We start from the raw sequence: 12,057 nt of genomic DNA on the forward strand, positions 1-12,057 counted from the left end.
GATGGCTGTCCCCGGCTTCCTTGCCCGTTCCCGCATCGTCGCACCGCCTGGCTGGACCCGCTGGCTCGTGCCGCCCGCTGCGCTGTCCATCCACCTGTCGATCGGCCAAGCCTACGCGTGGAGCGTCTTCAAGACGCCGCTGGAGAAGACCCTGGGACTGTCCGGCACGCAATCCGGGCTGCCGTTCCAGCTCGGCATCGTGATGCTGGGCCTGTCCGCCGCGTTCGGCGGCACGCTCGTGGAGCGCAACGGCCCGCGCTGGGCCATGGCCGTCGCCACGGTCTGTTTCTCCACCGGGTTCCTGCTCGCCGCGCTCGGCGTCGCGACCGGACAGTTCTGGCTCGTCGTGGCCGGCTACGGCGGCGTCGGCGGGATCGGTCTCGGCATCGGCTACATCTCGCCGGTGTCGACGCTGATCAAATGGTTCCCGGACCGGCCGGGCATGGCCACCGGGATCGCGATCATGGGCTTCGGCGGCGGCGCGCTGATCGCGTCGCCGTGGTCGTCGGCGATGCTCGGCACCTCGCCCACGACCGGCGACATCGCGACGGCGTTCCTGATCCATGGGATCGTGTACGCGGTGTTCATGACGCTGGGCGTGCTGATCGTCCGCGTCCCGGCCGACGACTGGCGTCCGGCGCGCGCGGCGGCGCAGACCGCGGCCAAGCCGATGATCTCCACGGCGAACGTCTCGGCGGCGAACGCGCTGAAGACGCCGCAGTTCTGGTGTCTCTGGATTGTCTTGTGCCTCAACGTGACCGCGGGCATCGGCATCCTGGAGAAGGCCGCGCCGATGATCACCGACTTCTTCAAGCACACCTCGGCCCCGGTGAGCACCGCGTCCGCCGCCGGGTTCGTCGCGCTGCTCTCGCTGACCAACATGCTGGGCCGGTTCGTCTGGTCGTCCACGTCGGATCTCGTGGGGCGCAAGAACATCTACCGGTTCTACCTCGGCGTCGGCGCGCTGCTGTACCTGGTGATCGCGTTGACCACGAACGGATCCAAGCTCGTGTTCGTGCTGTGCGCGATGCTGATCCTGTCCTTCTACGGCGGCGGGTTCGCCACGCTCCCGGCGTACCTCAAGGACCTGTTCGGCACCTATCAGGTCGGCGCGATCCACGGCAGGCTGCTGACCGCGTGGTCGGCGGCGGGCGTGCTCGGGCCGCTGATCGTGGACGGGATCGCGGACAGCCAGAAGGCCGCGGGCAAGACCGGGCCGGACCTGTACCAGCTGTCGTTCTGGATCATGATCGGCCTGCTGGTGGTCGGGTTCGTCGCGAACGAGTGCGTGCGCCCGGTGAAGGAGAAGTTCCACGAGCCGACCGGGCAGACCGCGGTGGGGAGTGAGGCGTGATGACGAGTGCCGAGGGCCGCTCCGGCGGCCGGACCCTCCTGCTGGTGATCGCCTGGCTGTGGGTGCTCGCCCCGTTCGCCTACGGCGTGGTCGAGCTGATCCGGAAGGTGGTCGGGCTCTTCGGCGGCTGAGCCGCCGGCGAACGCTGCTCCGAAAATAAGCACTGGACAAATGGTCAAGAGTCGTTGACCATTGTCCCCATGACTGGGGACGACCAGGCGGGCTATGTCCCGCCCCAAGAATCTGTCCAGGTGGAGACGACCGATCAGCTGCGCGCGGTCAGCAACGTCGTGCGGCACCGCGTGCTCGCGGTGCTGCGCGACGGGCCCGCGACGATCACGCAGGTCGCCGAGCAGCTGGACATCGCGAAAGGCAGTTCCAGCTACCACATGCGGGTGCTGGAGCGGGCCGGGCTCGTGCACGTCGTGCGCACGCGGAAGGTGCGCGGCGTGCTGGAGCGCTACTACGCGCACGTCGGCAAGAGCATCGAGCTGCCCGAACCCGCCGCGGGACAGCGGGATGTGCTGATGCAGCACGCGATCAACGACCTCTCGACCGCTCCCGAGGGCTCGCGCCGGTACGTCCGGATGCAGCACACGCGGATCAGTGAGACGCAGTTCGAGGAGTTCGAGCGCCGGCTGGCCGAACTGCTTGACGAGTTGCGGGACGCGCGCGACGCCGACGAGGCAGCCGCCACCGTCGCGGTCGCGTTCTTCCGTCCGGGGCCGGGTGCGGCCCGATGACCAATCCGAAGATGCCTCCCGCGTTCAGTCGCTTGTGGACAGCCGCGACGGTCAGTTCTCTCGGCGACGGCGCGTATGTCGCGGCGCTGCCGTTGCTGGCGCTGCTGCTGAACAGCGATCCGCTGGTGGTCAGCCTGGTGACAGTGGCGGTGCTCGCGCCGTATCCGGTGGCCGGGTTGTTCGCGGGCGCGCTGGTCGACCGGTGGGACCGGCGGCGCACGATGTGGATCGCCGACCTGGCGCGGGCGGTGTTGCTGGTGCTGACGGTCGCCGCGGGTGCGTTCGGCTGGCTCAGCATTCCGGTCCTGCTCGTGGTGGCGTTCCTCCTCGGCACTGGCACGCTGTTCTTCGACACCGCGGCGCAGGCGTACCTGCCGGATTTGCTCGCGCGGGACCAGACTTTGCTTCGCCGGGCCAACGGCTATCTGCGCGGGGCGTCCACCGCCGCCGGACAGTTCGCCGGACCGCCGGTCGGGAGTTTCCTTTTCACCGTGGGAAGAACGCTGCCGTTCGCGGTGAACGCGCTGACTTACGTGGCCAGTGCGGTGCTGATCCGGACGCTGCCGCCGGCCCCGGTGCCGAAACGCGAACCGGGACGCTCGGTATGGGCGGACTCGAAGGAGGGCTTCGCTTACGTAGTCAAGGATCGGCTGCTGCTGGGCCTCGCCTTGCGGCCCGCCGTCGGGAACCTGGCGTTCGGTGCTTTCGGGGCGGTGTTGGTGGTGTTCGCGAAGGACGCGCTCGGCCTGCACACCGCTGGCTACGGTTTCCTGCTCGCCGCGGAAGCCGCCGGGGGACTGGTGGGCGCGATGGTGCTCGCCGGGCCGCTGGAGAAATGGCTGGGCACCGGCACCGCGCTCACCGTGACCGCGGTGGTCGAGGGCGGCGCGGTGCTGGTGTTCGGCCTCGCCCGCGACCCATGGCTGGCCGGGGCGATGTTCGCACTGTGCGGCTGCGCCATGGCAGCGACCATGGTGCTCGGCGGATCGCTGCGACAGGTCGTGGTCCCGGCGCGGCTGATGGGACGGGTCGCCGCGGCTTCGCGCCTGGTCTCGGCCTCAGCGGCACCGGCGGGTGCCGCGCTTGGCGGCTGGCTCGCCGCGACGGCCGGGGTGCGGGTGCCGTACGTCGGGGCGGCGGGGGTGCTCGTGTCGATGACTCTGGTGACGATGAGCATGACGAGCAACAAGCGGATCGACGAGGCGCTCGCGCGGGCGAAAGAGGCTACTCCAGTCGCATAGCGGCCACAGCGGCGAAGAGGATCGGGAATGCCAAGGTGAGCGGGCAAACCGTGAGCCAGGCGCGGCGCGCTGCTCGTTTCGGCTGGCCCCGCGAAGCGACCAGCGCGCCGATCCCGGCCGCGACCGGCAGTGCGAAAAGCCCCCACTGCGTGAAGGAAGCGAGCACGATGATCCCGAGCACGGCCGGCAAGCTCAGCCCCTTCGAGCCAGTCGCCACTCCGACCGCGAGCGCGCAGAGCACCAAGGCGCTGACCAGAAACGCGCCCGCGCCGTGCAGTGCACCGGCGAGCGCGGGGCGGGCTTGGGTCGGTTCGCTCGGGTCCGGGTCCACGCAAGGATCCTGGCAGGCCGGGAAGCGCGGCGGATGCGTGGAACTACTCGGTTCGGAGGCGGTCGAGCAGGCTTTCCCTCGCGGACTCCACGTGATGTTCGGCCACTCGGGCTAACCGTCCCCGGTCTCCGGCACGAATCAGCTCCGCCAATTCCCGATGCTCAGCTACCACTCGAGCCCGGTAGTGCTCATGCCCGAGCGAAACCCGCTGCAGCTGGAACAGGAAGACCTGCGATCGCACGGCTTCCCACGCCTCGGTGAGACGTCCGTTGCCCGCCGCCGCGTAAACGCGGTCATGGAAAGCGATATCCAGCGCCAGCAGTCGCGGGCCGTCCGCGTTCGTGCGGACGGCCGTGGCCAACTCCGCGACTAACGCGTCCAGCGCGTCCAGGTCCTCGGCGGTCGCAGCGGTGCGCGCGGTGACCGCGGCCAGTCGGTCGAGGGCGGCGCGCACCGAGTAGACCTCTGCGACATCCTCGGCGGTCACGTCGACCACCGTGGTCGGGCGATGCCAGCCGCAGCGGACCAGGCCTTCCCGGGCGAGCTGGGCGATGCCCTCGCGTACCGAACCGCGGCTGATTTCCAGTGACGCGGCCAGCTCGACCTCGCGCAAAGGCGCGCCGGGCCGGAAATGGCCGGCGAAGATCGCTTCGCGCACCCGGTCGGCGGCCTCGTCGGCGAGCCCGCGGCGCGCCGCCTTCCTCAGGGGGGTGACTTCCACGTCCTAATGTTGACATTCAGACATCGGACAGTCAACGTGGAGACACCGATCCCCGTGCCGAAGGAGTGCCTCATGGCCGTCCGTCCCGCCTTCCACCTGGCCATACCGGTCGACGACCTGCCGAAGGCCCGCGAGTTCTACGGCGCCGTGCTCGGGCTCGCGGAAGGCCGCTCGTCGGACGCGTGGGTCGACTGGAACTTCCACGGCCACCAGGTCGTCACGCACGCGGTCCCGGGCGCCCGCGCGGAATCGGGCCGCAATCCGGTCGACGGGCACGACGTGCCGGTGCCGCATTTCGGGCTGGTGCTGGACGTCGACAGCTTCCACGAGCTGGCCGGGCGGCTGCGCGCGGCGGGCACCGAGTTCGTGATCGAGCCGTACCAGCGGTTCGCCGGCGAGCCGGGGGAGCAGTGGACGATGTTCCTGCACGACCCGGCCGGGAACGCGCTGGAGTTCAAGGCTTTCCGCGACGAGACGCGGTTGTTCGCGAAATGAACGTCCTCGTCACCGGAGCCTCGCGCGGGATCGGCCGCGCCATCGCCGTCGCCTTCGCCACCAGGGGCGACCGGGTCGCTGTCCACTGTGGATCCAACCGGGAGGCCGCGCGCGAGACGCTCGAGGCGCTGCCCGGTTCCGGGCACGTGCTCGTGTCCGGCGACCTCGGCAACCCTGATGCCGCGCAGTGGATCGCCGACGTCGCCGAGGAACAGCTGGGCGGCGTCGATGTGCTGGTCAACAACGCCGCGGTCGGGACTACCCCGGCCACGCGCACGCCGATCAGCGAAATGTCCTACGTGGACTGGCAGGATGCGTGGCGGCGCACGCTGGACGTCAACCTGCTTGGCGCGGCCAACGTTTCCTTCCACGTCGCCCGCCACCTCATCGCGCGCGGCGTGCCCGGCCGGATCGTGAACATCGGGTCGCGCGGGGCGTTCCGCGGCGAACCCGAATACCTCGCGTACGGCGCGAGCAAGGCCGCGCTGCATTCGTTCGGCCAATCGATGGCGGTCCAGCTGGCCCCGCACGGCATTTCGGTTACGTCCGTGGCTCCGGGCTTCACCGCGACCGAGCGCGTCGCGGACAGGGTCACCGACCAGGTGCGGGAGCAGAGCCCGTTCGGCCGGGTGGCCGAGCCGGAGGAAATCGCCGAAGCGGTGGTGTTCCTGGCCTCGTCGGACACGCCCTGGGCGTCCGGCTCGATCTTGGACATGAACGGAGCCTCACACCTGCGCTGAGCTGTGAGCTGTGTCACGAATGCAGCAAATCAGGGCCGCTGGACGTCCAGAGGGGCGTGCGGATCGCAGGGAAAGTTATCGCCGGCGCGCTGTCGATGGTGGTGTTCGCCGGCACGGCCTACGGGTTCTCGACGCTGTCGGCGCTGGACGACATCACGCGCAGCGACGTCATCGGCGCCGGCGGATCGGTGGAAGAAGGCCAAAAGCACGCCGACGGGGCACTGGACATCCTGTTGGTCGGCCGGGACGCGCGCAAAGGCCCGGACGGGACCCCGCTGCCGCAGAGCGTCCTGGACGAACTGCGCGCGGGCGCGAACGGCGACGACCTCACCGACACGTTGATCGTGCTGCGGATCCCGGACGGGCAGCAGGAGGTCAAGGCGTTCTCCATCCCGCGCGATTCGTACGTCTCCATGCCCGGCGGGAAAGGCAAGATCAACGCCGCGTTCGGCCGCGGCAAGGCGGCCGAGGCGTCGAAACTGCGCGCGGCCGGCGAGACCGACAAGGACAAGATCGAGAAGGACTCGATGACCGCGGCGCGCAAGTCGACGCGGCAGGCGGTCGAGGATCTCACCGGCGTCACCATCGACCACTACGCCGAGGTCAACCTGCTGAGTTTTTCCGAGATCAGCAAGGCTGTCGGCGGAGTCGAGGTGTGCCTGAAGAAGGCCACCAAGGACGAGAACTCGGGCGCGGACTTCCCGGCGGGCAAACAGCGGCTCTCCGGCGGCGCCGCGCTGGCGTTCGTGCGGCAGCGAGACAACCTGCCCGGCACCGACTTCGGCCGGATGCGGCGGCAGCAGGTGTTCCTCGCCTCGATGGCGCACGAGGTGCTCTCGGCCGGGACGCTCGCCGACCCGGGGAAGCTGAGCGATCTCATCGACGCGGTGAAGCGGTCGGTGGTGCTGGACCAGTCGTGGAACATCCTGGACTTCGTCAGCAAAATGCGCGGGGTGTCCGGCGGCGGCATCCAGTTCACGACGATCCCGGTCGTGAACCCGGACTACCGGTACGACAAATCCCATCCCACGGCGACCGCGGTGCAGGTGGATCCGGCGCAGGTGAAAGCGTTTGCGTCGGGCTTGATCGGAGCGGCGCCGCCCGCCGCTCCGCCTGGTGCGCCGAAGGCGTCGGTGGAGATTTCCAACGCCGGCGGCGCGTCCGGTCTCGCGGCGCGGGTCGCGGATGTGTTGAAGGGCAAGGGATTCGCCGCCACCGCCGACGGAAACGCGCCGTCGCAGCGGACGTCGATCGTGCGCTACCCGGCCGCGCTCGCCGCCGAAGGCGCGGAGGTGGCGAAGGAATTGGGCGGACTGTCCATTAAGGAATCAGCAGACGTTCCGGCTGGGCACATCCAGGTGGTGCTCGGGAAGGTCTACTCAGGACCGGGGGTGTCGGACGGCGGGTCTGCGGCTGGGGTGCCGGTGAAGACCGACCAGCCGCAGCCCGTCACTTCCGACGGGGACAACTGCATCGACTGACGTGTCGTGAGTGGCGATGCCGGTTCTCACCGGCATCGCCACTCACGAGCAGGTCACACGTGGTTGTGCGGCTCCAACCGGATCACCACGGCCTTCGACACCGGCGTATTCGACTTCTCCGCAACAGAATCCAGCGGCACCAACGCATTCGCCTCCGGGAAATACGCCGCCGCGCACCCGCGAGCCGTCGGATAAGCCACCGCCCGGAAGCTCGGCGCGCGCCGATCGCCGTCCCGCCATTCCGAGACCAGGTCCACGATCTCGCCGTCCGCGACCCCCAGCGCGGCCAGGTCGTCCGGGTGCACGAACACGACCCGGCGTCCGTCCTCAATTCCGCGGTAACGGTCCGACAGCCCGTAAATCGTGGTGTTGTACTGGTCGTGGCTGCGCAGCGTCTGCAGCAGCAGCCGCCCCTCGGGAACCGCAGGATACTCCAGCTCCGACACCGTGAACGTGCCCTTGCCGGTCGCCGTGCCGGTGAACTCGCGCGAGTCGCGCGGTGCGTGCGGCAGGACGAAACCGTCCGGTTCGCGGACGCGCTGGTTGTAGTCGTGGCAGCCCGGCACCACAGCGGCGATGCGGTCGCGGATCAGGTCGTAGTTCTTCTCGAACGACCGCCACGGCACCGAGTGGTCCGCACCGAGCAGCTTCTCCGCCAAGCGGCACACGATCGCGACCTCGGACAGCAGTTCGTCGCTCGCCGGAGCCAGCCGGCCGCGCGAGGCGTGCACTTGCGACATCGAGTCCTCGACCGTCACGAACTGGCGTCCGGATTCCTGGTCGTCACGCTCGGTGCGGCCGAGCGTCGGCAGGATCAGCGCGGTGCGGCCAGGGACGACGTGCGAGCGGTTGAGTTTCGTCGACACGTGCACGGTCAGCGAGCACGCCCGCAGCGCGTCCGCGGTCCGGTCCGAATCCGGGGTGGCGGAGGCGAAATTGCCGCCCATCGCGAAGAACACCTTGCCGCGGCCGTCGAGCATCGCGCGGATCGAGTCGACGGTGTCCCAGCCGTGCTTGCGCGGCACGGCGATGCCGAACTCCCGGTCCAGCGCGTCCATGAACGGCTCGGGCATCTTCTCCCACACGCCCATGGTGCGGTCGCCTTGCACGTTCGAGTGGCCGCGCACCGGGCACAGGCCCGCGCCCGGCTTGCCGATCATCCCGCGCGCCAGCGCCAGGTTCACGACCTCGGCGATCGTCGGCACCGCGTGCTTGTGCTGGGTCAGCCCCATCGCCCAGCAGTAGATCGTGCGCTCGGACGTCGCGATCATCCGCGCGATGTGCTCGATCTGCTCGCGGGCCAGCCCGGTCGCCTTCTCGGTCTCCGGCCAGTCGATCTCGCGCAGCTGCTTGGCCCAGTCCTCGAAGCCGTGCGTGGATTTCTCCACGAACTCACGGTCCACAATGGACCCCGGGGCGGCGTCCTCCCACTGCAGCAGCAGATGCCCGACCGCCTGGAACAGCGCGAGGTCGCCGCCGAGCCGGATCTGCGCGAACTCGTCGGCCAGCGGCGTGCCCTTGCCGACGACGCCGCGCACGTTCTGCGGGTTCTTGAACCGCATCAGCCCGGCCTCGGGCAGCGGGTTGACCGCGACGACCTTCGCGCCGCGGCCCTTCGCCTGCTCCAGCGCGGACAGCATCCGCGGGTGGTTCGTGCCCGGGTTCTGCCCGACGACCACGATCAGGTCGGCCTGGTGGATGTCGGCCAGCGACACCGAACCCTTGCCGATGCCGGTGGTCGCCGACAGCGCCGCGCCGGACGATTCGTGGCACATGTTCGAGCAGTCCGGCAGGTTGTTCGTGCCGTACGCGCGCACCAGCAGCTGGTACACGAACGCGGCCTCGTTGCTGGTGCGGCCGGAGGTGTAGAAGATCGCCTCGTCCGGGCTCGCCAGGCCGCGCAGCTCGTCGGCGATCACGCCGAACGCCTCGTCCCAGGAGATCGGCTCGTAGTGCGAAGCGCCCTCGCGCAGCACCATCGGCTCGGTGAGCCGGCCCTGCTGGCCGAGCCAGTAGTCGGTGCGCTCGTTCAGCTCGGACACCGGATGCGCGGCGAAGAACTCACGGCCGACGCGCCGTTTCGTCGCCTCCTCGGCGACCGCCTTCGCGCCGTTTTCGCAGAACTCCGCGAACTTCCGCTTCTCGCCGTCGACCTGCCGCGGCTCGGGCCACGCGCAGCCCGGGCAGTCGAAGCCGTCCCGCTGGTTCAGCAGCCGCAGCGTGCGCGCGGTGCGGACCGGGCCCATCTGCTCCACCCCGCGCGCGAGCGAAACGGCGACTCCCGGGATCCCGGCCGCCCAGCCTTTCGGCTTGCCCACTTCGAGGCGGGCTTCGTCCACGTCACCAGTCGGAGCTTCGCGAGTCATGGGCACATCGTCCGCCTTTGCCTTGCAGAACCCAAGACGGGGGTCGTCACACTGCCGCCTGGCGGTCCCGTTCCCGGCGTTCGGCCCGCAGCAGCGCGCGGTCCGCGGCGGTCACGATCAGCAGCAACCCGCTGGTCACGATCAGCACGACGGCCAGCCGGTGCAGTCCGCCGGAGTCGGCGTGCCCGCCATAGCACTGCGCGATGACCGTGGCCGCGACTATCGCGCCGAGGTATTGCGCGGTCCGGAAGAGCCCGCTCGCGGTGCCCATCGTCTCGGCCGGAGTCTCGCGGTACAGCGTCGTCTGGTTGGCGACGCTGGTGAGCCCTTGCGCCAGACCGAACAACGCCGCGAGCACGAGCAGCCAGATCAACGCGGTGCCGTCGTTCACGAACAGCAGAGCGACGGAGCCCGCGAGGAGTGCGGCACCGACCAGCAGCAGCCGCAGCCGGACGCCGGTCGGACGGCCGGAGAGCGCGGCCGCGCCCACCGCGATCCCGGACATCGGCAGGAGCAGCAACCCGGCGGCGGATTCGGCGAACCCGCGAGCCTCTTCGAGCCACTGCACGTAGCCGAACATGATCGTGTAGATCGCGAGGAAACTCAGTGCCTGCCGCAAATACGTGCGCAGGACCGGGCCGTTCGCGGCGAGCATCCGCAGGTCGATGAACGGCTTCCGGGCGCGCAGTTCCACTCGCACGAACAGCGCGCCGAGCACGATCGCCGCGGCCAGCAGCCACAGGTCGCCGATGCCGGGCGCCATCAGGTAGCACAGCAACACCAGCAGCGCGGCGGAAAACAGCGCGATCCCGGCGACGTCGATCCGCTCGGTCGGCTTCTCGGCCGGAGTGTCCTTCGGCACCCACAGCAGCGTGAGCACCAGCGAAATCCCAGCCAGCGGCAGGTTCACCGCGAAGATCGCCGGCCAGCCGAAGAGCATGATCAGCACGCCGCCGAGCGTCGGGCCGATCACCATGACCGTCTGCGCGGACATCGCCAGCACGGACAACACCCGCGCGGGCACGCCTTCGCCGATCTCGTCGGCGCGCCGCCGCAGCACCGCCATCGCGGCCGGGAAGCCGGCGCAGGTGCCGATGCCGAGCACCGCTCGTACGCCGGTGAGCCATTCGACCGAGATCGGGATCATCCCGGCGATCCCGGCCACCATCACCACGGCCGCGCCGCCGAGCAGCACGCGCCGCGCGCCGTAGCGGTCGACGAGCAGCCCGACGACCGGCTGCCCGACCGCCGTGGCCAGGTACAACGAGGAAATCAGCCAGGCCGTGCGGCCCGGTCCGGCGCCGAAGGCCTGCCCGATCGGGACGAGCGCGACGGCGATGAGCGTGGAGTTGATCGGATTCAGCACGGCGCTCGCGACCAGCGGGGTCACCAGGCGCGCGCCGAAGCGGGATTTCGCGGGGGCGGTCGCGGTGTTCGTCAGTGCTCCTCAGGGTCAAGGGGTCAGCGCTGGGCGATCCGCTGCAGCAAGGGCAGCGCGCGCCGGACCGTTTCGAGTTCGTCCTCGGTGAGTTCGTCGGCCAGCGCGGCGGCGAGCCATTCGTCGCGGTGCTGCCGGATCCCGATGACGGTCTTGGCGCCGAGATCGGAGAGGGAAATCACGACGCGCCTGCCGTCGGCGGGGTCGCGCGTGCGGTTCAGATAGCCGAGCGTGTCGAGCACGCCGAGCGTCGCGGCCATGGACTGCTGCCGCACGTGCTCCACCGCGGCCAGCTCGGCCTGGGTCCCGGGACCCTCGCGATGCAGCCGGTTGAGCACGGCGGTCTGGGTCGGCGTGAGGATCTCGGCGTTGTCGACCTGCCGCAACCTGCGGTGCAACTGGCCGACGACGCCGCGGATCCACCCGGCGGACTCGGCTACCTGCGGCGGGACGGACGGGTGTTCGGACATAAGCACAGTCTAGCCTGTTGAGTCCAGGCTGTGCATCCTCGGGCGACCGCGGCGGAGTGCCCAAGCGCGACAGTCGCCTGGGCAGAGTGGAAGGTGTCCCGATGAGCGCTCGGGTCCCGTGACTGGGCCGCCCGCGACCAGTCCGCCGGGGCAGCAGTTCAGCGGCTTAACCTGCCTCGGCCTCGGGACGGCGCGCGCTGCTCAGCGCGGCTCTCAACCGGGCTGCGTGGTGGTCATCGCGACGAGGGCTGGTGAGTTCGCCGCCACCTCGTCGTTGTAAATCCCCGCGATGTCCTGCGAACGACCTTCGTCGGGACTAGAGCGGCTGGCTGCTGGTCTCAGCCGACGAGCCGAGCCCGAGGATGTACCCGATCTTCTCGTCGTTCACCCCGATCGGCTGAACCTGGTGCACCACGATCGCCGCCGCGAGCAGCAGGACCAGGCCGACGATCGCGGCGATCCCGGGCCAGCGGCTGGGCGCCGCGCCGCCGCGGCCGTAGACCGCGGCCGGGGCGCTGCGGCGTTCGCGCTTGCGCCGCTTCTTCATGTCCTTCTTCGCGCCGAGCCACGCGTCCCGCTGGGCGTGCTTGCGCCACTCGGGGTCCATGAGGTCCGGATGGGTTTCCATCCGGTCGTCCGGATCCTCCGGCCGAGTCATCGGCGCACCGCCTTTCCCC

General features: G+C 69.9%; 13 protein-coding genes. 7 read left to right on the forward strand and 6 right to left on the reverse strand.

Features of this window, described 5'->3' with window-relative positions; all coding sequences use genetic code 11:
• The first annotated feature begins 1 nt into the window (after position 1).
• From ABD156_RS34295 to ABD156_RS34310, 4 genes are all read left to right on the forward strand, one after another.
• Positions 2-1,354, forward strand: coding sequence for an L-lactate MFS transporter (locus ABD156_RS34295; RefSeq protein ID WP_344283661.1), 1,353 nt, complete (start codon positions 2-4; stop codon positions 1,352-1,354).
• The gene (locus tag ABD156_RS34300; RefSeq protein WP_344283664.1) at positions 1,354-1,485 is read left to right on the forward strand and encodes an MFS transporter small subunit; all 132 of its coding nucleotides are present in this window, start codon (positions 1,354-1,356) and stop codon (positions 1,483-1,485) included. The genes ABD156_RS34295 and ABD156_RS34300 overlap by 1 nt, the downstream gene beginning before the upstream one ends.
• A gap of 69 nt (positions 1,486-1,554) precedes the next feature.
• The gene (locus ABD156_RS34305) at positions 1,555-2,097 is read left to right on the forward strand and encodes an ArsR/SmtB family transcription factor (RefSeq protein WP_344283667.1); all 543 of its coding nucleotides are present in this window, start codon (positions 1,555-1,557) and stop codon (positions 2,095-2,097) included.
• Positions 2,094-3,338: an MFS transporter gene (locus ABD156_RS34310; RefSeq protein ID WP_344283670.1), complete on the forward strand. Its 1,245-nt coding sequence runs from the start codon at positions 2,094-2,096 to the stop codon at positions 3,336-3,338. Before ABD156_RS34305 ends, ABD156_RS34310 begins: the two co-directional genes overlap by 4 nt.
• Here the strand turns inward: ABD156_RS34310 and ABD156_RS34315 are convergent.
• Complete coding sequence (locus ABD156_RS34315; RefSeq protein WP_344283673.1) at positions 3,322-3,669, reverse strand: hypothetical protein; 348 nt, start codon at positions 3,667-3,669, stop codon at positions 3,322-3,324. The genes ABD156_RS34310 and ABD156_RS34315 overlap by 17 nt on opposite strands.
• A gap of 43 nt (positions 3,670-3,712) precedes the next feature.
• Positions 3,713-4,390 (reverse strand): GntR family transcriptional regulator, encoded by a 678-nt coding sequence (locus tag ABD156_RS34320; RefSeq protein WP_344283676.1) that lies wholly within the window; start codon positions 4,388-4,390, stop codon positions 3,713-3,715.
• Between the two features lie 72 nt (positions 4,391-4,462).
• Between ABD156_RS34320 and ABD156_RS34325 the strand changes: the two genes are divergently transcribed.
• Genes ABD156_RS34325 through ABD156_RS34335 form a run of 3 tightly spaced genes read left to right on the forward strand, consistent with a single transcriptional unit; the run spans position 4,463 to position 7,106 of the window.
• Positions 4,463-4,885 (forward strand): VOC family protein, encoded by a 423-nt coding sequence (locus ABD156_RS34325; RefSeq protein ID WP_344283678.1) that lies wholly within the window; start codon positions 4,463-4,465, stop codon positions 4,883-4,885.
• Complete coding sequence (locus ABD156_RS34330; RefSeq protein WP_344283680.1) at positions 4,882-5,625, forward strand: SDR family NAD(P)-dependent oxidoreductase; 744 nt, start codon at positions 4,882-4,884, stop codon at positions 5,623-5,625. Before ABD156_RS34325 ends, ABD156_RS34330 begins: the two co-directional genes overlap by 4 nt.
• 56 nt (positions 5,626-5,681) lie before the next feature.
• On the forward strand, positions 5,682-7,106 hold the full coding sequence (locus ABD156_RS34335; RefSeq protein ID WP_344283683.1) for an LCP family protein: 1,425 nt from the start codon (positions 5,682-5,684) through the stop codon (positions 7,104-7,106).
• A 53-nt stretch (positions 7,107-7,159) separates the two neighbouring features.
• On the opposite strand, the gene ABD156_RS34340 is transcribed toward ABD156_RS34335, so the two are convergent.
• The 4 genes from ABD156_RS34340 to ABD156_RS34355 form a co-directional block, all read right to left on the reverse strand.
• Positions 7,160-9,472, reverse strand: coding sequence for an FdhF/YdeP family oxidoreductase (locus ABD156_RS34340; RefSeq protein WP_344283686.1), 2,313 nt, complete (start codon positions 9,470-9,472; stop codon positions 7,160-7,162).
• Positions 9,473-9,518: 46 nt separating this feature from the next.
• Positions 9,519-10,862: an MFS transporter gene (locus tag ABD156_RS34345; RefSeq protein WP_344283689.1), complete on the reverse strand. Its 1,344-nt coding sequence runs from the start codon at positions 10,860-10,862 to the stop codon at positions 9,519-9,521.
• A 71-nt stretch (positions 10,863-10,933) separates the two neighbouring features.
• Positions 10,934-11,380 carry a MarR family winged helix-turn-helix transcriptional regulator gene (locus ABD156_RS34350; protein ID WP_344283692.1) on the reverse strand — a complete coding sequence of 149 codons (447 nt, stop codon included), beginning with the start codon at positions 11,378-11,380 and terminating at the stop codon, positions 10,934-10,936.
• Between the two features lie 316 nt (positions 11,381-11,696).
• Entirely contained in the window at positions 11,697-12,038 is a 342-nt protein-coding gene (locus ABD156_RS34355; protein ID WP_344283696.1) for a hypothetical protein, read from the reverse strand.
• Between the last annotated feature and the right edge of the window lie 19 nt (positions 12,039-12,057).

The organism is Amycolatopsis albidoflavus, from assembly GCF_039525725.1.
GTDB classification, from domain to species: Bacteria; Actinomycetota; Actinomycetes; order Mycobacteriales; family Pseudonocardiaceae; genus Amycolatopsis; species Amycolatopsis albidoflava.